The organism is Polyangium jinanense (assembly GCF_028435365.1).
Genome location: NZ_JAGTJJ010000025.1, coordinates 69,262 through 87,647 on the forward strand (window position 1 = coordinate 69,262; position 18,386 = coordinate 87,647).

The window sequence follows — 18,386 nt, forward strand, 5'->3', positions numbered from 1 at the left end:
CGATGGCTCCCGCCGTCGTGGCGATCTCCCAGGTTCCGAGGGGTTGGCCGCCTGCGTGAGTCGCGGATGAGCGGGCACCGACGGGGTTCGTCCCCGTGGCGCAGGCTCCGTCGAAATCGACCCGCTAGCCCTGACGCCGACGCTTCAGCACAGCCTCGCCCTCGACGGTTTTCCCCGCCGAGGCGCGCGCTGACTACCACAACGCGACTTCCCCGTCATCCTTCTTTTGTTGGAGGTTGGGCCGGCCCCGTCCGGCCCCTCGGCAGCTGGGGTTTGGGGGCGCGGCTCGGCTCGTCCGAGCGGAGCCCCCCTCGTCCGATCAGTTGCCCGGACGTTTTTCGAGCGAGGGCTTGGGCTCACCGCTCTCGGTCGACGCGGTGTTCGCGTCCTTGTTCGCCGTGAGCAGCTCCGCCACGAGATCCCGGCACTCGGGCTTGTTGCGCAGGTGCGCGAGCAGGAGGTTCGACGCGTCGCTGAAGGCCTTCTCGAAGGCGAGGCCCTCGCGCGTCCGCTGCGTGACCTTCTCGCGGCCTTGGCCGAGATCCTCCTCGAGCGCCTCCGCGTACCGCGTCAGTTGCCCGCGGAGCTCGTCGATCTGCCGCCGCAGATCACGCGCCGTCGTCTCGCGCGTGTTCTTCTTTGCCTCGTACCGCGCGAGCTGCTCGCGCTTTGCCTGCACCGTCGCGGCCGTCGCGCCCGCGCGTTCGAACACCGTTCGATCGAACGCGCCTTGCCGCGCGGCGCCGTCGGCGAGCTGCTTCGCCTCCATCGCGAGCTTCTCTGCTTGCGCCAGCTCGCTGCGCACCTTGTCCACGTCCTCGCCGTCGGCCGCGGCCTCGCGCATCACGCGCGACTCTTCGTGCGCGAGCTCCTCGACCTTACGACCGATCTCTGCGCGGAGTGCGCGACCGCGCCGCTCGAGGGCCTCGACCTTGCGCGTGTGGCTTGCGACCTCGCCTTCGAGCCGGTTCGCCTTCGCTGCGAGGTCCCAGAGCTGCGCGAGCGCTGCCTGGATGTCGGGCGGCGCGTTCCCGGCCGGATGCGCGCGGGCCACCATGCGTGCGAAGAGCGCCGTCCGGTTCGCCCACTCCGTCACGCCGGCCGACTGCGGCGGCGGCGGCGGCGGCGGCGCGGGCACGGCCTCGCCCGTCTCCATCTCCCAGGGCGTGCTCGGCAGGCTGCGCTGCAGCGCCTTGAGCTCTTCCTGGAGATGGTGGGCGTCGCGGTAGCGCTTGCGGATGTCCTTCTCGAGCAGCCGCATCGCGATCATCTCGCCTTGCGGATGCGCGTCGGGGCGCACCGTGCGCGGGCGCCGCGGGATCGCCGTCCGCTGCATCTCGAGCAGCGTCTCGCGATCGTTTGCACGGAAAGGAAGTTGCCCCGTGAGCATCTCGTAGAAGAGCACGCCGAGCGCGTAGAGGTCCGCGTGGGGCGTGGCCTCCTCGCCGCGCGCCTGCTCGGGCGACATGTACTCCGGGGTCCCGAAGACTGCGCCCTTCGGGGCGAGGCGCGGGTCGCGCGCGATCGCGGCGAGGCCGAAGTCGAGGATCTTGACGAAGTCCTTCCGGCCGCCGCGTTGCGTGAGCAGGATGTTGTCGCTCTTGAGATCGCGGTGCACGACACCGAGGTCGTGGGCGCGCGCGAGGGCGGCGCACATCTGCTCGAGGATGTCGACGCCGCGCGCGATCGGCATGGGGCCGCGCGCGAGCTCCGCGGAGAGCGGCGTGCCGACGAGGTACTCCATCACCAGATAGAGCTCGCCTTCCTCGGTCTCGCCGATGTCGTGGATGTCGATGATGTGCGCGTGATCCACGCGGTTCGCGGCGCGAGCCTCGCGGAGCATCCATGCGCGGAGGTGGGTCTCGCCGCGCAGATCCGGCCGGATGAGCTTGAGCGCGACCACCCGATCGATGAGCACGTGGCGGGCGCGGTAGACCACGCCCATACCGCCCTCGCCGATCCGGGTCTCGAGGCGGTAACGACCTGCGACGACCTTACCGATCATCGGGTCCGCGCTCGCGGTCTTCGGGCCTAACGATGATCGCTGGAGAGCGCGCTGATCCATGTTCCTTCGTGTTCTCCTCGGGTACGGGGCTGGCTCGCGTGACGATCCACGCGCCGCCCGCTCGATCTCCCGCGGGTGCGTCCGACCTTCGGTCGTGCGCTCGCGGAGGCGAGGCCTTGCGGCATCATCGCGGATACTACCAGGGGAGCGCGCGCCGCGTCGACGGGGCTTGATGGCGCAGCCCCAAGGCTGCTAGCGTCCTCTCGTCGCCCCATGCCCTCACAAACGCCGCTGGGGGCGACACCGCCAACAATGTCAGGACCGATCGAGAGCTCAGGCGAAATCGAGATCTACTGCCACCCGGCCCGATCTTCGGGCCGCGGCACCGTGCCGTTTTTCGACGAGATCCGGCCCGGGGATCGGCTCTCGCTCGTCTTCGTCCCCAGCGAGACGTCGGTCCCGCCCTACTCCCTCAAGGTCTTCTCGCCGTCGGGCGCGAACATCCTCGACACACTCGTGCGGGATCCGCCCACGGGCGCCCCGCAGAGCCCTCCTCCGATCGAGTTCGTGGTGTCCGCCCCCGGCGTGTACCGCATCGAGATCCGCACCCTCACCGGCCGGCAGCGTGGGGACGCCAAGATCCGCGTCGGCTGACCTGCGCCCCGAACGAACCGAGCACGAACACGACGCCGAGGTCGGCGTGATCGTCAGAGAAGCATGCCCAGCACGAACGGCGTGGCGACGATCCGCGCGGCTTCGAGCGGCTTCGCCCATGCGCGCCCTTCGAGCACGCCCCCGAGCCCGCCGAGCGCCGCGACGAACCAGGCCGAGAACACGAGCTGCGTCCCGATCGGCGCCGTGGCGCCTTTCAAGAGAAAATACACCGTGGCCACGAGCGTGAAGACGAGCATCACGGCCGCGTAGATGCCCGCGCCGCGCGTCGGCCGTACGTCGTACTTCGGTCGATCCGGCGCGACGGCGAGATCGGCGGGCGCCATCCCGCGGGGCCGCCACTCGGGCGGCATGATCCAGACGAGGATCTTGTCGAGGAAGCGCGGCGCGCGGGCGGCGGTGTCCAGGATGTCGCGGAACGGGGCCCATGCGCAGACGAGCGGGTTCCACGAGGCGACGGGCTTCACGGTGCCGTACACGGGTTGGTCGGCCTCGGGCTCGAAGGTCCCGAAGAGCCGATCCCAGATGATCAGGATGCCGCCGTGGTTGCGATCGAGGTACCGCCCATTGCAACCGTGATGCACGCGGTGGTGCGAGGGCGTGTTCAGCACCCATTCGAGCGGGCCGAGCTTCCCGACGAGCTCGGTGTGAATCCAGAACTGGTAGACGGTGTTGATACCGAGCGCCGTCACGAACATCGCGGGCGGGAATCCAAGCAGCGCGAGCGGCAGGTAAAACACGCGCGACACGAGCGGCTGAACGGGCCCCTGCCGGAGCGCGACGGCGAAGTTGTAATCCTCGCTCTGGTGATGCGGCGCGTGCGCGGCCCAGGCGAGGTTCATGCGGTGCGAGGCGCGGTGAAACCAGTAATAAAGAAAATCGAGGCCGACGAGCAAGACGACCCAGGCGAGCCCCGAGCTCGGCGAGACGTCGAAGAAGCGTCGCTCGTAGAGCAAGAGGTAGCCGCCGAGGAGCACGCCCGCCGCGACGACGCCGAAGAGCGTCTGCGCCGAGCCGAGGAGCAGATCGGCGAGCACGTCCGGGCCGCGGTAGACGCGCCGCTTCTTCACGCGGCCCCCGAGCCATTCGAGGCCCATGAGAACGAAGAATCCCGGGATGGACAGGGTGATGACGTCCACGGCGGGGACATCTTAGCGAGGCGGGCGGGTTCCGTCACGCGGGGCGACCGGGGAGCCCCCTCCATGCGGCATCAATGCAGCGTGCAGGCCATCCGGACGAACGACCCGCCGTCGCCCCATTCCATGGCGTGCGCGGTTTTCTTCGGAAAATGGGCGGTCACGAAGCCGAACGGATGCGGGCGGTCCGGGAGCTCCTCCTCTCCCAGGCTGACGTCGACGCTCTCGATGCACGCCGAGCCCTTGTCGACGCGGATCTCGTAATACAGCGCGTGGATGCTCGGGTCCGTCGACTTCACGCCGTCCACTTCGAGGAGGATGCGCTCGTTTTGCTCCCGGAGACGAAACAGCATCCCTGATGCGCCCGGACGACAGGTCGGCATGGCCCAGAACCCACCTCGCATCGGAGGTCGATGCAGGGTCCATCCGTGCAAGGGAAGAGGCGACGTCGCATTCGCGCCTGCGCCGAGCGGCAGCGTCTGCACAGCGGCCCACCCGTATCCGTTGAGGAGGACTGGCAGATCCTTGCTCCCAAGAATCCCCGCCTCGGCCACGTTGCGCGGGCCATGCAAGGGGGCGACGTTCCGCAGCGATCCGTCTGCCATCCATGCGAAGAGGTATTGCCCGATGTTTCCCACGACCGGATCGTCGTCGTTCGGCCCCAAGGTCGCCGTCAAGAAGCTCCCGTCGGGGTGCTTGCGGAGGCGCGTCGTGCGAGGTGGTTTCCCCGGGGTCGCGAGGACCAGATCATACACGAGGCGACCGCCTTCATGGTGAAACACGACGAAGAGCGTACGGTTCCCTCGGCGAACGACGCCATCCAGGTCGGGGAGCAATGGGACGTCGGGGGGCGCCGGCACGGTCCACGTATCAACTTTCCCCGTGGTCTCGTGCGGATCGATGGCCTGGAGCGTCCATCGCTCTGCCGTTTCCCCGTCGGAGGACGCGAACGCCTCCAGCCGTCCGGCAACGACCTCGGCGCTTTGCGCGACCACGACCTCCTCGATGAGCCGGTGATCGACGGTCGAGACCGCTCCGCTCGCGGCGTCGTACATGGCCTGGCGCGCCCTCGCATCCCAGAGCGGCGGCGCTGCGCCGATGCGGCCGCGACGCGCGCACGAGAGCGTTCGGACCGTCGGCTCCATCTCGCTCGGTTTGGGAAGAATGGCGAGCGGTGGGCCCACGGGCGGCGGTGGAGCCGAGGGATAGGGGGCTGCCGGTCCCCATCCGACGCGCAGCCAGCGCAGCATGGCAATCCCGGATTCGCTCGGCAGGGCGCCGAGCGTTGCATCCTTGTGCACGGGGTCTTTGGGCAGCGGGCCGGCGTTGAACCACGACGCGCCGGCATCGGGGGAGAGAAGCAAATCGTCGCCGAGGATCACCCCGCGCCCCCGGCGAAATTGGGCATGGTGCGCGGACAGCGGCGTCACCGTCGCCGGCCCGGAGAGCGGCTGACGGACATGAACGATCTCGTCATTCAGGGACACCATCGCATGCAAGGCTCCGCTTTCGTCCTGCTCGATGGATCCGAGCACCTTCGTTGGTCCCCGGGCTCCCTCGTCAAACGTGATCGGCGGCAGCAGCTCGGGCTTGATCGATCGTGAAAAAAGCTCGAATCGCGTCTCGGGAATCGGCACCCCGGACTCCCCCTGCGGGTCCACGTGGTTGCCGGTGATGCCCTTCAGGTGGACGATGGTTCCATCGTCCAGCGCGCCGACGCCCTCCAGGCCGCCGGAACTTTGATCATAAAGGTCCGGCGCAGGACGGACCGGCTCGACGTCCCCCCCAGCCCCGGACGCGCACAATACGACGCGTTCCTCCTCTGCCTCGGCGGATGCGTCCTTCGCCCGCGGGGGCGCGCAATGTCCGAAAAAGACGAGGGCGCCGCGGGGCCTCTGGACGACCTCGTGAACATACGTCTGGGAGAGCTTCGGCATCTCGACGCGCCGCAGGGTGAGCGGGCCCTTCACGCTGAACGCGGCCGTCTCGACGCGGTCGGAATCCATGGGGCAGAAGACGAGCCCTCGATCCGGCAAATGCGCGGCGCGGCAAGCCATGATGTCGTGCCAATGGGGATCATGCAGCGTGTCCATCTGGAGATTCAACGGATTCCACGCGACCTCCAGGGCAGCGCCCGTCCTCGGATCCACGCGGGCGGCCATGCGATTCACGGCGATGAAGACGCCCCCGCGCGGGTCGGGGCTGCCATCGCGAATGGCGAGCTCGATCGGATCGGTCTCGGTCGCTTCGATCCACGCGAGCGTGGGGTTCGTCTGGGCCATGCCGACGAACCGACGCGCGAATGCGCCGACGCGGTTGTTGGCGAAATCGATGGGGGCGCGGAAGTCACCGCGGACGGCCTCGATCCGATCCCTGCGCCGTCCGAGGCCGAAGTCGTACACCCGCTCCTCGGGCTTGTCGGCGTCGGGCACTTGAAATGTCTTGCCGCCGTCGCGCGTGAGGGCGAGGCCAATCGATTCGAACACGACGGCCCCTTCGTCCATCGATCGAAACAGGATCTCGGTCGGCGGGACGTCGGGCCACCCCGCGAGGGTCCTCGTCGCGCCGGTCTCCACGTCGAGCAGCAGGGCGGGCGCGCCGCCGCCATCCGAATCCCACACGGCCACGAAGCCGGGCCCCGCGCCGACCTTCGAGATCGTGTTGGCCGCCCCGACAAGGAACGCCTCGACGAGCACACGGGGCTCGCCCAAAGGATCGTCGAAGCGATAAAGGGCCTGGCTGTTATACCCGACGAGGCGGAGCCCTCGCGGCGTGGGTACGGCGAGCATGTCGTCGAGCGGCTCGGGCGTGAGGACCTTTTCGTCGAGGATCGAGCCATCGGCGCGGACGAGGGCGCGGCGGCCCCCCATCAGCACCAGCGTTCCTTCCGGCAAAGGGAGGATCACGCGTGTCGTACGACCCGTGCGTACCCAGCGCGCTTCCGGCCCCTCGGGGGTCTTCGCGCGCGTGACGTTCGGCGTGTCCTCGGGCGGCATGGACGATGCCGTGGGCTTGGGCCGCGCGGTCGGCGCGCAGGATGCTGCCAGCATGAAGAGCGCAGGGAGCATCGAGGTCCGGGGAGGCGACACGGCGGCGGACGTTAGCTTCGCGGGTGTGTCATGTAAAGCTCCCGCGCCGATCCTGCCCGGCACGTCATTGAAATGTTCATCACGAACCTCAACCTCCTCGGCCGGCGCCGCCGCTCGCCGCGGGCGTCAAATTTCTTCCCAGAGTATGTCCGTCGCCCGGCCGCCGCAGCGGACGAATACCTCGACGATCTTCATCACATCGGGGAGGGGAAGACAATACCTGCTTGCTATGGGTGTGGGTGTGTCGGCAATTAAGAATTCTTCATACGCATCAGCGCCTGCTGAATCACCTTGTTGTCGGACGGCCGCCAGGTAGGGGACATTGCCGTCGGCGTCGGAATGTTGCACGCACCCTATGCCCCTTCCGACGCCAACCAGAAGGTGTGAGTCGTGGGAGGTCAGAGAAAAGAAAAACGGCGGTCGACGGGCCGCACTCATGAAGACTTCATCGAGATCCGAGGGGTTCTGTACCGTCGAACCGTTGCGGGGATTGTTTTCGTCTTGCTCATCGCGAAACGTGATACTCATGGGGCCTTCCCTTCGAATCGAACAACCGATCCATCCGGCAGCACCACTTTCAACCGACTACCGGTAGGAAGCATGCGTGGCAGATTTTGCATGCAACTCGTGCAAATCCTCGGGTTGTTGATGTAGAGTGTTCCGCTATTGATCCCATTCGATCTCATGGCTGCGGCAGCATGCCCTTCAACGTGCGTTCTCGTTACAATATCGAATCCAGGGCTTCCCTTCGGCAAGCCACGAGCTGGTCCTTCAATGCCACTGCTGAGGGCAGCCGAGCCGTTCTCCGTCACGAGGACTCCTCGCGTCAAGGGTTGTCGAGGGACGAACGGCAGATCGACCTGTTTCGGTGCCGTTCCTCCTGCGCGTGCCCCCGCCTTCAGCGTGAGCACCGTCATCGCCACCGTGGCGACGACGCCCATCCCAGCCCGACCAACCCCCGCGTAATCCCCTTTCTCCCCTGCGTCCACCCCCTTGATCACGTCGACCGACACCGCGTAGGAGCGGATTCGCCTGGTTCACGCCATCCGCGATCCGCCCGCCGAGGTCGTCCGTATTCGCCGGCCCATCCATGGGCCGATACGAAGCACCGCGCGCCGTCGGCATGACCAGGTTCATCACGAACCCGACCGCGAGCTCGCCCGGCAGCTCCAGCGCTCGCTCTCCGGCGCCGGCCAGCACCTCCGTGGCAATGTCGATCCCGCTCTTCTCCACCTCCTCGGCCGGCATCGCGTGCCGCTGCGGCACCGGCTGGCCGACTGTCGTCACGTCTCCCTTGCCTGCGCTCCCGCCGACGTCCTCACCTGGATTTCGGCCGGACAGCGCCCGGATCGCATCCAGCGGCACGTGCACGTGGTCCGTGGGCATCTGCACTTCGCCGGGAACCGGCGGCAGATCCTCCACGCCCGTCTCCACCTGCTGATAGCCGCTCGAATCGATATACCGCAGCGGGTTGTTGAGCACGTAGCTATACGGATTCCAGCCCTGCCCCGACCACGGCCACGTGACGAACGGATCCGGCGTCAAGAACCGCCCGAGCCGCGGATCGAACAGCCTCCCTTTCATGTGGACGAGCCCGATCTCCTCGTCCTCTTCGTGCCCCGTGAATCCGAGCGTGATCCCCGGCGGCCCCGCGCCCGAAGGCGCATCCCCCCATACCGGATTTCGCCGCCCGCCGAACGGGTCGAAGCTCGTCCGCTCGGCATTCCCCCCGAGCGAATCCGTCACCACGTCGATCGACCCGAGCGCATCCACATGGAGATACCGCGTCTCCATCCCGCCGGCCTTCTTCGTCACCACCGCGATCGGCCGCTCGGGACCGTGCACATAATACCGATGCTCGACCTCCCCGTTGGCACGCGTCACCCGCTCGTACAGCCCACCCACGTAGATCGTCACCGCCTCCGGCGTGCTCTTTCGGAGCCGCATCCCGTCGCCGCCGTAGTCGAGCAGCACCGCCGACGCGCCGTCCTTCGCGGTGAACTCCTTCGGCTGATCGAATGCGGTGTAGGCGATCGTGTGCCCCGGCCGCGCTACCTGATTGCCCACGGCATCGTAAACGAAGCTCTCCCCATCCGCCCCCGTCGCCGCGTGCGCATGCGCGGGATCCGCATACTCGATCGACCCGATCTCCGGCGTCTTCCACAAATTCCCATCGGGCGAATACCTCCACTCCCGCGCGCAAGGCTTCGCCGCGTCGAACGAAGCACACGTGAGCCGGTCGAGCCCATCATGTGAGAAATACTCGGTCTTCCCCTGTCGCTCGTCCCGCCGCAGCCGAACATTCTGCTCTGGATCATAATCATACCCGAGATCCTGGAGCGTCGTCCCCCCGGCCGCCGTCGTCAGGATCGATGCCACCCGATCCCGCTCCCCGAACCATTTCCGCGTCGTCGAGATCCCTTGCCCCAGCACCTCCCCCGTGATGCGCCCCGCGCCGTCCGTTGCCGAAAGTGACCAGTACGCCTCGTGCGTAGCGGCGTCACGAACCGCATTCAGATGCCCCGCAGCGTCCAGCCCAAGCTCGACCTCGAAGGGCACCCCGTCCGCCTCCGGATACCGTACCCGCTCCGGCCTGCCGAATGCATCGTAGGCGTACCCCACACCGAACGTCTCGCCGCCAAGCAAAAGCTCCGCCCCCGAGACGCGCCCCTTCTGCACATCGTAAAGCGTCCGCTCGATCGCCCCGCCCGGCGAATGCACCTCGGAGAGCGCGCCTTTCAGCGCGACATCCCAGACCCATTCCGTCACCCCGTCCTGATCCTCGCGCTTGTACAGGCGCCCAAGCCGATCATGGTGCAGATGCACCACCCTGCCGAGCGCGTCCTTCGACCATCGGACCTCTCCGAATCCGTTGTAATGGATCTCCGACGCGCCGCGATCCGGATCCTGCGAGAACCGCACTCGCCCGAGCCCATCCCGCGCGAACGTCGTCTCCGCCCCGCCGGGGTCCGTCACCTTGCGTAGCCCCGCCGGTCCGTACTCGTATTGCGTGAGCCCCTTCTCCGCGTCCACGACGCGCACCGGCCGCCCGAGGCCATCGAGCGTCGTCTCCCTGATGTACCCGCGCGCATTCTTCGTCGTGACCGTCGCGCCCGCATACGTCGTCTCCGTGACGCCACCCCACGGCGCGACCTCACGCTTCACCCGCCCGACGGCATCATACGTGCGTTCGGCATACTTCCGCGCCGCGCCGGCATCGTCTCCGCGTCGGCGACATATTCCTTGGCCACGCGCTCGCCGAGGTCATCGTAAACCACCTCGCGCAAGATCCGCGGCGCGAGCTGCCCCGGCGCCGACACGCCGCTCGACCACGACCGCAGCACCCGACCCAGCCGATCGAACTCCGCAGTCTCTGCGCCCCAACCGACCGCTTCCCGCGTGATCACGATACGGTTCTGCACGAGTTGCCGCGTGACGACCGTCTCCGTCTCATCCGGCCGCACCTCCCGCGTTACGCGCCCAAATCCGTCGATCGCCCGCGCCGTCACGAGCGCATTCGGATCCACCTCGGCGAGCTGTGCGCCGGTCCCCGGATCGTACCGCTCGAACGAGAGATGCCCGAGCGAGTTCCTCCGCGCGAACGGAAAGATCCCCTGTTCATCATAAGAGACACACGCCGCGCGTTTCCCCTCGAATGCATCCGTGGCGACCGTTCGCACCACGTTGCCGAAGGCATCCCGCGTGACGAGCACGCCGAGCTTGGTCTCCGCGTCCCCCTCGCTCTCGACCTCGATTCGCTTGAATCGTCCAAAGATGTCGTGCTCCTGCCGCGTCGTCCGGCAAGCCGTCTCCTCGCCTGCCGTGCTGCACGCGGTCTCCTCCGCGAGCCGACCGAGAATCCATTTCGATGCGTCATTCGTGAAGATCCGCTCGACGTCCTCCACGTGCTCCGCCGTGCTCGATGGCGCAACGCCGAGCCCGTGATCCCTGCCGATATACGTCACCTCCGCGAGCACGTTCCCGAACGCGTCCACGTCGCCGACGACGTGAATCGTGTCGCGAATCCGCGTCGTCGGCGCGGCGCCGCGCGCATCGCGTCCCTTGCGAACGTCTCCGGCGTCTCAAAGGCGTCTCTTAGGCCCAGAACGCGCCTTGCGCGTGCACCTCGATGCACAGGGCGCTCGTCACACGGGAGACCATCGCGCTCCAAGACCGTCCCTGCGCTGCCGCCCCGTCACTCGTCTTCGACGACGCGGATGGGCAGCCACTTGAATCCGGTCACGCCTGCGTCGCGGAAGATGCGCCAAACCTTGGGGGTGACGAGGAAATCGGGTTGCGAGAGCACGGCTGTCTTCAGGTCGCCGTTCCACCGCGCGATACCGAAACGCTCCCACATCCGGTTGACGTCTTGCGCTCCGACGAGGTCCCGGGCGTGGTACACGAGGCGCAAGGGTTCCTTGAGGGAGAAGTTGAACTTGCTGCGTCCGCAGGCCTTGCACACCTTGCCGCGTTCGACGCCCGTCGAGCGTGAGGACATCGGGGGCAACGTGTGCGACGCCCACATCTGCCTCCATGGCAGCTTGGTCTGCCGCATGTCCTTCTGCCTTGCGTACACACTACGAAAGGAGAGCCCCGAGAGACCGGCGCTCTCCAGCGTCTCGGCGAGCCGCTCGTCGACCAGGATTTCGCCTTCGCTGCCCACGGCGCGAAACTGCCCGAGCTTCGGCATGCTATCCTGGCTTGTGCCATCGAGCACGTACGCCGAGGTTTGACGGATCCCTGCGCCACACACCGGGCACGCCGTCGAGATGTCGTAGTCCGTGCCGAACCGAGGGCCTCCGAGGACGAAGATCTCCCAGGTGCCGATCGCAATGATGAGGGGTGCGGCCTCGAACTCCTCGTCCGTGTACTCGTCCCACCGGTCCTCGAACCATTCGACCTTGTAGGCGAGTAGGAGCTTTTGCAGGAGGGGCAGGCGGGGGTCGTTCGCGTCCAGTCGGACCTCGACGACTTGTCTCCGGATCGGCCATTCTTGTACCTCCGCCACGTCGGACCCGCAGCCCGAGGGCGAAAGGACGGTCTGCTCCCCACCCGGGACATCGTTGCTATCGAAGTGCAACAGAATCTTGGTTTTCATTGGCTATGTCCTGCAAGCTTCTGTTTGGATCAATCCAGGAGATAATGCTCAATTGCCTTCAGCCAATGCGGTTTCAATCTGTAGACCCCCTGGTATGCCGTCCAGAGCTTCGGGAGATCTTGGTAGGCAATGCCTTTCGTAGCATCGCGCAGACTGGCCGTAAACATACTGTGCTCCTCGCTCGAGAGGATCACCGACGGCCCATCCAGGGGGTCGAGGCCGATTTTCTCCATCCTCGCCGTCTCGTAGATGTGGTGCGCTTGCCACTTCCGTCCATGCTTCGCCGTGAAGTGTTGCATCACGCGATACGGCCCGATCACCTCCTCCTTCGCGAGCGCCTGCGTCAGCTCCTCTCCAAACTCCTCCGCCAGGTACTTGGCCGCATCCTCCGATAGCTCACTCACGTTCTTGATGACGACCTTCTCCCCGCGTTTCAAGGCCTCCGACGTCGCCTTCATGAACTTGTTGCCGAGCGCCATCGCCACCGGCGAGAACATCACGGCCGCGGCCGCCGCCTGGAGCCTCGGGTCGTTTGGCCCGTCGGCGTTCATCCCGCCAACGATCCCGTATTCCTTTCCGTCGGGCCGATAGAGATCCTCGTTCATTTGCAGGTTGAAGATCGCCCCCGCAATCACGACCTGCTCCAGGATCGCCCCGGCCCGCGTCTTCTCCTTCCGCGCCTGGCAGCCCTCCTTCGTCTGCTCGCAAGACGCCACACTGGAGAGCGGCGCCCCGGGTCGAAACACGCGCTCCGGCAGCGCGCCGCCCCGATCCACGAGCGTGCAATGCTCGTCCACGCACTTCGGCGGATGCACCTCGTCCTTCTTCGGCAAGGTCGACGTCGACGGCAACAGCGGCTCGTTCGACAGCACGCCCTCGGGCGGAGGCGGCGAGGGCCGAGGCTTGTCCGGCGGATGCTCCGGCATCTTCTTCACGCCCGGCGGCACGACTTCCCCTTGCTCGTCCTTCGCCGACGGCGGCTTCTGCGGCTCCGAGGCCTCGGTGGACGTGGCAGCTCCCGCCTTGCTCTCCTTGGCCGTGTCCTTGGACGCATCCTTCGCCGGTGCCGGCTTCGGGCGCGGCGGCGGCGCGGGGCAGGTCAGCTTGTTGTGCGGGATCGGTAGGCGTCTCGCGCTCGCTGGCGGCGCGTAGGGGTCGAATACGTAGGTCGTGAGCCCCTGGCTCTTCAGCGTGAACTTCGCGCGGCTCGTGGTCCACATGGCCTTCGCCCCCGGCGAATAGGCCCATTCGTTCACGTTCGATGCGACGTCCGGCGGCTTGACGCAGACGCGGATCTCCGCGCGAGCGATCGCCGGCACGCACGAGACGACAAGGAGCAACGACGAGCACGAGGCGAGGATACGATCGCGCATGCGACCTCCCGCGCGGATGGTACCGCCCCTTCGATCCCGGTCGGAAGCCTCGAACCGACAACTCCGAAGCATCATCTCCGATGCGACCCTCGGGGGACGTCATACCCGCGGAGAGCACAAGCGGGGACGGATGCTGCATGTCCTCGGGCGCGGGGCAGCTAGCCCCTCGTCATATCCGAGAGGCGGCCCGGCAAAGCAGCCGCCCCAAAGCGCGATCATGACCACCAACAAGAGGCGGCCCACCCACGCAACGCCCCGCACCGATATCGCACCCCTTCCCATGCAATCAAAAGAGCCGGGCCGGGAAACGTTGTCAAGCTCGCTTGCGGGGGCGCGAAGAGGCCGATCGACGTTGCGCGGCGTGCCTTGTACCGGTGCAAATCGAGGCTCCCACTTCCCGAGGACCGTCTTGCACCGACGCAAGAGCCCCCCCACACATCACGAGGCGTGCCTTGCACCGGTGCAAGGCCTCGCCATCACGCGACACGAAGCCTCTTGCGTGCACGCAAGCACTGTGAAGTGCTCGCCCTGCGCCCCGTTGCACGCACGCGAGGGCGCCCATTCATCCGTTCCATCCCCTGTTGCACCCGCGCGAGGCGCTCGATGTGGATCCGCCCTACGCTCTTGCATCGCCGCGACACCCCCCATGAAACGGCTCCCGATCGATTTGCACGCGCGCGCCCCCGGTCGCACTCCGTGCTCACGATCTGCTTGACACGCGCGCGAAGGTCTCGGTAGCGTGCATCACCTTCGAAGGACCATTTCAATGCAAGCCCCCACCATGAACACCCCGGTCTCCAAGTGCGGAGACCTGGCGGCGTACGCCGCGAGGATGCTCGGCAAGTTCACGAACCAGGCCACGCTCCTCGCGCTCGGGCTGGAAATGACCGCCGCCGCCGCCGAGCTTCACGCAGCCCAGGCCGTCTATGAGCAAGCGGTACGGGACATCCTACCGGCGCGCGTCGACGTGAAATACGAAAACTATGTCTCCGACCGTCGCATCCGCGTCACCCAGCAAAAAGCCGAAATGGCCGACGGAAAACGCGGCGGCCGCATCGCAGCAATCGCCTTCCCCGAGGGCTCCGCGCCGATCACCCGCCTCGTCGGCGCCTCCCAGGTCCAGGCCATGGTCGATCTCGAAGGCCGACTCGCCGCCGCACAGGCCCTCTGGCCCGACGCCAGCGCCGAGAAGGAGGCCATCGCCCAGCACCGCGAGCACTACGACAACGCCCTCATCGCTCGCAAGAACGCTGGCCAGCATGCGCGGAACATGCGCGCCGCGCGGAACGCAGCCAAGGACAAGTTCATCCACAAGTACGTCGAGATCATGAGCCGCGTCGAGGCCGAGTTCCCCAAGGACCGCGCCACGCAGGACCTCTTCTTCGACGAGGTCCGCACCAAATCGGCCCTCGCCACCGCCGACACGAGCACGGGCGAAGAGGGAGACGACGAGGGCAACGAGAGCGAGACCACCGGCGGGTGACGGTCGATTCCCCCTCGACCTTCCCCCCCTACCCCGCCCCCTACTTCTTCCCGATCTTCTTCTTCAGCGCCGCGAGCTCCGCGTCGATCTCCGCCGCGGCCTTCTTCCGGTCCTTCTCGGCCTGCTTTGCCGCGGCCAAACGCGCCTTCTCCTCGGCGGCGGCGCGCTTTTGCGCCTCCTTCGCCGCCGCCTCGCGCTCCTTTGCCGTCGGCTCCCGCGTCGCTTCCTCGACCTTCTCCACCGCCTCGTCGAACAGCGCCTTGCCCGCGCTGAACCCGAAGCCGTGCACGATCGCGTCGGCGAGCCGCTTGATCACGGCTTCTTCCCCTTCTTCCACTGCTTCAGCGCGAGCTTGCGCTGATGCTCCTTCGCCACCGTCCCGTCCGGCGCGCGGCCGTGCACGTAGTCTTTTTGCCACGCCGCCTGGTTCGCGCTCGAGCCCTCGATCGGCAGCTCCTTGATGAATTGCGACCGGCTGTTCCGCCATTCGAGGTATGCCTTCGCGACCTCCGGATCGTCGTAGAGCCCGCGCAGCTCCGGCTCGAATGATTCCAGCTCGCCGCGGCGCATCGGCACGATCATCGCGATCGGCTCGCCACGCTTCCACGTCACCGGGTACTGCGCCCGTGTGAGCTGCCAGTTCATCGTGAACGTCGCCGTGGTCCAGTCCGTCTCGACGATCCCGTCGAGCGGATAGGCGCCGTCCTTCGGCATGTTCGCCGGGCCCCGGACGAGCAGGTTGTATCCGGGCGGCGTGCGGAACAGGAACGGAATGGTGAACGTGAGGATGCCGTGCCCGAAATGACTCATGGCCAGGTACGGCTCCGGGCCCTCGAGGTTCTCGATGCACACGCTCTTCAAGGAGCCCGTCCCGTCCCAGATGGCCCGCACCGTGTGCGGCGAGAGGACGAGCCAGCCAGCCTGGTTCGCGATGAGCAGCGGCAGGCACCGGTTCGCGAACGCGTCCCGCGTGTCGTTCATCCATTCGCGCTGGATGGGCCCGGGGACGAGCTCGGGCGGCTGTCCGGTGCTGGTGTGGTAGGCGAGGAAGGGGAGCTTTTCGGACTTCTCGGACATCGGCCGGGACGATCCTAGCAAAGCTCCCCGGCCTGGTGGGAAGGAAATTCAGTTCGTGTTCCGAAGGACCACGAGCGAGTTCGTCGTATTCGACGTGACGAGCAGGTCGGGCCGGCCGTCCCCCGTCACGTCCGACGCCGAGACGGACGTCGGGCGCGAGATCTCGCCGATCGTCGGCCCGGCCGTGAAGAAATCGCCCTCCCAGAGGAGCACGTTCACCCGTCCGCCCGCGAGGACGACGAGATCCTCGTCTCCGTCCTCGTCGAGATCCTCGAGCACCGGGTTGTGCGCGATCCCGAGGCCCAGCATGAAGGTCGTCCCGATGAACGTGCCGTCGCCGACGCCGAGCATCAGCACGACTCCGTCCCCTTGCGCGTGCGTCGCCACGAAGTCCGCGTGCCCGTCGCCGTTCACGTCGCCCGCCGCCATGTGGCCGATGATGTCGTCGACGAGCAGGTATTCCGGCGCATTCGCGAACGTCCCGTCTCCGTTGCCGGGCTGGAAGAAGACCACGAATTCGCCCGCGCCAGCAAAGTCGAGCTTCCCATCTTCGTTGAAATCGGCGATCGCCACGGCGTCGGTAAAAAGGTATTCCGCGTCCGAGAACGTGCCATCGCCGTTGTTCCGGAGCGAGATGCCGCCGTTGTTCGTATCGGCCACCACGAGGATATCGAGATCGCCGTCGCCGTCCGTGTCGCCGACGTCCGTGCTCCCGGCGCCGAAGAACCCAGGATAAGAAGGAATCGACGGGCCGAAAGAAAGGCCGCCCGTGTTCGGGAATGTCTGTACCACGTAGCCCTCGTCATTCCCGCCCGGCAACGCGGCGACGAGGTCCAGGCTCGGATTCTCGTCTGCCGGGAACGCGAAGAGCCCGATCGGCGCCTCGAGGACGTCGTTCGAGCCCGCCGGTTCGAACCCGCCGCCGGCCTTTCCCCGTAGTATCGTATTCACGGCCGCGACATGGCTGAACACGATGTCCTTGTGCCCGTCGCCGTCGAAATCGGCGGCCACCGATTGACGGGCGCCGACGCCGTACGGCACGCCGAGCGGCGCGAGGAAGCTGCCCATTCCGTCGCCCCGAACGACCGAGATCCCGGGGCCGTCGTTGCCGGAGACGATGTCCGTGTCCCCGTCGCCGTCGACGTCGCCCGCGGCGAGCGCCTTCGGGTTTCGCCCCGCGTCGAGCGCGATCGGATCGGAGAGCGCCCCGCCGCCGGTGTTTTTCAGGACATAGGCCCCGCCAAAGCGGTGCGCGAGCAGCACGTCGGGCTGGCCGTCGCCGTCGACGTCCTTGATCTCCTCGATCTCGGCGTCCGCCTCGTTCGCGTATTTCACCATCGGCGCGAACGTGCCATTACCGTTGTTCACGAGGACGCCATAACCGGTGGTGAACGCTTGCCGCGGGCCCACGACGACGTCGAGCTTTCCGTCACCGGTGAGGTCCACGAGCACGATCGACTCGGATCGCTGCGACGGCAGCGTCACGCCCGTCGCGAGCGCGCCGCCGCCCGTCCCTTTCCAGAGCCAGGACACGTTCGACGTCGACGAGCTCGTCGCCACGACGTCGACGAATCCATCACCGTCCACGTCGCCCGCGGCGACAGCGAAGATGTTGTGGGTGCCGCCCGAGGTGCTATACGTCGCCGCGAGCGTGAGCTTGCCGTCTCCGGCGTTCGTGAGCACGTCGATGCCGCCCGACCCGCGGGAGACCACGATATCGATGTCGCCGTCCGCGTCGATGTCGGTGGGAGCGAACGCGCCGGGCGTGGTGCTGCCCGTCGCGTATTGCTGCGGCGCCATGAGCGAGCCGTCTCCCTGGTTCAGGGCGACGAAGACGCCGATCGGGGTCCCGAAGAAACTGTTCGTCGCGACGACGTCGGGCTTACCGTCGCCGTTCATGTCGGCGACCGCGACGTTCACGGTGATCGATTCGAACTGGGCTCGATGGATCTCCTGGAACGTCCCGTCCCCATTGCCTCGCAAAACGCCGATGAAGCCGCCGCTCGTGTTCGTCACGACGAGATCGAGCTTGCCGTCGCCGTCCATGTCGGCCGTACGAAGGGCGGTGTTGCCCGCGCCCACAGCCGCGGGATACGAGCCGTCGACGACGAAATGCAGGCCCATCGAGCCCCCGCCGCCCGCGCCGCCCATTCCACCGGCGCCGCCTTCACCGCCTTCGCCGCCGATTCCTCCGGCGCCGCCCATTCCTCCGACGCCGCCCACGCCTCCCGCGCCGCCCTGACCGCCGGTGCCGCCTTGACCGCCGACGCCCCCCGTCCCGCCGGCGCCGCCCGTGCCCCCGACGCCGCCCATTCCGCCTGTCCCGGCGGATCCGCCCGTTCCCGACGGGGTCCCTGTGCCCCCGTCGCCGCACGCCGAGAGCACGAGCCCGACGGCTGCCCAAATCGCAAGCTTGCTACGCTTCATCCCCAAGTCCTCCGATTCTCCGCTGG

14 protein-coding genes are annotated in these 18,386 nt (G+C 67.2%); 2 read left to right on the forward strand and 12 right to left on the reverse strand.

Features of this window, described 5'->3' with window-relative positions:
- Positions 1-319: 319 nt before the first annotated feature.
- Positions 320-2,005, reverse strand: a complete 1,686-nt coding sequence (locus KEG57_RS31360; protein WP_272422780.1) for a serine/threonine protein kinase — start codon at positions 2,003-2,005, stop codon at positions 320-322.
- A 312-nt stretch (positions 2,006-2,317) separates the two neighbouring features.
- On the opposite strand from KEG57_RS31360, the gene KEG57_RS31365 reads away from it, so the two are divergent.
- Positions 2,318-2,659, forward strand: coding sequence for a hypothetical protein (locus KEG57_RS31365; RefSeq protein WP_272422779.1), 342 nt, complete (start codon positions 2,318-2,320; stop codon positions 2,657-2,659).
- A gap of 53 nt (positions 2,660-2,712) precedes the next feature.
- Here the strand turns inward: KEG57_RS31365 and KEG57_RS31370 are convergent, their stop codons facing one another.
- The 8 genes from KEG57_RS31370 to KEG57_RS31400 all read right to left on the reverse strand — a co-directional run bounded on the left by KEG57_RS31370 (position 2,713) and on the right by KEG57_RS31400 (position 13,373).
- Complete coding sequence (locus KEG57_RS31370) at positions 2,713-3,816, reverse strand: sterol desaturase family protein (protein ID WP_272422778.1); 1,104 nt, start codon at positions 3,814-3,816, stop codon at positions 2,713-2,715.
- Between the two features lie 71 nt (positions 3,817-3,887).
- On the reverse strand, positions 3,888-6,902 hold the full coding sequence (locus KEG57_RS31375) for a hypothetical protein (RefSeq protein WP_272459114.1): 3,015 nt from the start codon (positions 6,900-6,902) through the stop codon (positions 3,888-3,890).
- Between the two features lie 126 nt (positions 6,903-7,028).
- A complete protein-coding gene (locus tag KEG57_RS31380; RefSeq protein WP_272422776.1) occupies positions 7,029-7,430 on the reverse strand; it encodes an Imm1 family immunity protein in 402 nt (133 codons plus the stop codon).
- Positions 7,427-7,714, reverse strand: a complete 288-nt coding sequence (locus KEG57_RS56170; protein WP_372518195.1) for a DddA-like double-stranded DNA deaminase toxin — start codon at positions 7,712-7,714, stop codon at positions 7,427-7,429. The genes KEG57_RS31380 and KEG57_RS56170 overlap by 4 nt, the downstream gene beginning before the upstream one ends.
- On the reverse strand, positions 7,674-10,067 hold the full coding sequence (locus tag KEG57_RS55770; RefSeq protein ID WP_272459115.1) for an RHS repeat domain-containing protein: 2,394 nt from the start codon (positions 10,065-10,067) through the stop codon (positions 7,674-7,676). Before KEG57_RS55770 ends, KEG57_RS56170 begins: the two co-directional genes overlap by 41 nt.
- Entirely contained in the window at positions 10,064-10,897 is an 834-nt protein-coding gene (locus KEG57_RS31390) for a hypothetical protein (RefSeq protein ID WP_272459116.1), read from the reverse strand. The genes KEG57_RS55770 and KEG57_RS31390 overlap by 4 nt, the downstream gene beginning before the upstream one ends.
- Before the next feature lie 200 nt (positions 10,898-11,097).
- Positions 11,098-12,000, reverse strand: coding sequence for a hypothetical protein (locus tag KEG57_RS31395; protein ID WP_272422773.1), 903 nt, complete (start codon positions 11,998-12,000; stop codon positions 11,098-11,100).
- 29 nt (positions 12,001-12,029) lie between these two features.
- Entirely contained in the window at positions 12,030-13,373 is a 1,344-nt protein-coding gene (locus KEG57_RS31400) for a hypothetical protein (protein ID WP_272459117.1), read from the reverse strand.
- A 781-nt stretch (positions 13,374-14,154) separates the two neighbouring features.
- Between KEG57_RS31400 and KEG57_RS31405 the strand changes: the two genes are divergently transcribed.
- Positions 14,155-14,856: a hypothetical protein gene (locus tag KEG57_RS31405; protein WP_272459118.1), complete on the forward strand. Its 702-nt coding sequence runs from the start codon at positions 14,155-14,157 to the stop codon at positions 14,854-14,856.
- A 40-nt stretch (positions 14,857-14,896) separates the two neighbouring features.
- On the opposite strand, the gene KEG57_RS31410 is transcribed toward KEG57_RS31405, so the two are convergent.
- From KEG57_RS31410 to KEG57_RS31420, 3 genes are read right to left on the reverse strand one after another with little or no spacing between them, the layout of a single operon-like run.
- Positions 14,897-15,172 (reverse strand): hypothetical protein, encoded by a 276-nt coding sequence (locus tag KEG57_RS31410; RefSeq protein ID WP_272459119.1) that lies wholly within the window; start codon positions 15,170-15,172, stop codon positions 14,897-14,899.
- Positions 15,169-15,933 (reverse strand): DUF6065 family protein, encoded by a 765-nt coding sequence (locus tag KEG57_RS31415; RefSeq protein ID WP_272422768.1) that lies wholly within the window; start codon positions 15,931-15,933, stop codon positions 15,169-15,171. Before KEG57_RS31415 ends, KEG57_RS31410 begins: the two co-directional genes overlap by 4 nt.
- A 48-nt stretch (positions 15,934-15,981) precedes the next feature.
- Complete coding sequence (locus KEG57_RS31420) at positions 15,982-18,360, reverse strand: FG-GAP repeat domain-containing protein (protein WP_272422767.1); 2,379 nt, start codon at positions 18,358-18,360, stop codon at positions 15,982-15,984.
- Positions 18,361-18,386 lie beyond the last annotated feature (26 nt).

Bases quoted from the DNA above. Each gene is read 5' to 3' on its own strand.
- KEG57_RS31360 (WP_272422780.1), bottom strand. From the start codon at position 2,005: ATGATCGGTAAGGTCGTCGCAGGTCGTTACCGCCTCGAGACCCGGATC.
- KEG57_RS31365 (WP_272422779.1), top strand. From the start codon at position 2,318: ATGTCAGGACCGATCGAGAGCTCAGGCGAAATCGAGATCTACTGCCAC.
- KEG57_RS31380 (WP_272422776.1), bottom strand. From the start codon at position 7,430: ATGAGTATCACGTTTCGCGATGAGCAAGACGAAAACAATCCCCGCAAC.
- KEG57_RS31395 (WP_272422773.1), bottom strand. From the start codon at position 12,000: ATGAAAACCAAGATTCTGTTGCACTTCGATAGCAACGATGTCCCGGGT.
- KEG57_RS31400 (WP_272459117.1), bottom strand. From the start codon at position 13,373: ATGCGCGATCGTATCCTCGCCTCGTGCTCGTCGTTGCTCCTTGTCGTC.
- KEG57_RS31405 (WP_272459118.1), top strand. From the start codon at position 14,155: ATGAACACCCCGGTCTCCAAGTGCGGAGACCTGGCGGCGTACGCCGCG.
- KEG57_RS31415 (WP_272422768.1), bottom strand. From the start codon at position 15,933: ATGTCCGAGAAGTCCGAAAAGCTCCCCTTCCTCGCCTACCACACCAGC.
- KEG57_RS31420 (WP_272422767.1), bottom strand. From the start codon at position 18,360: ATGAAGCGTAGCAAGCTTGCGATTTGGGCAGCCGTCGGGCTCGTGCTC.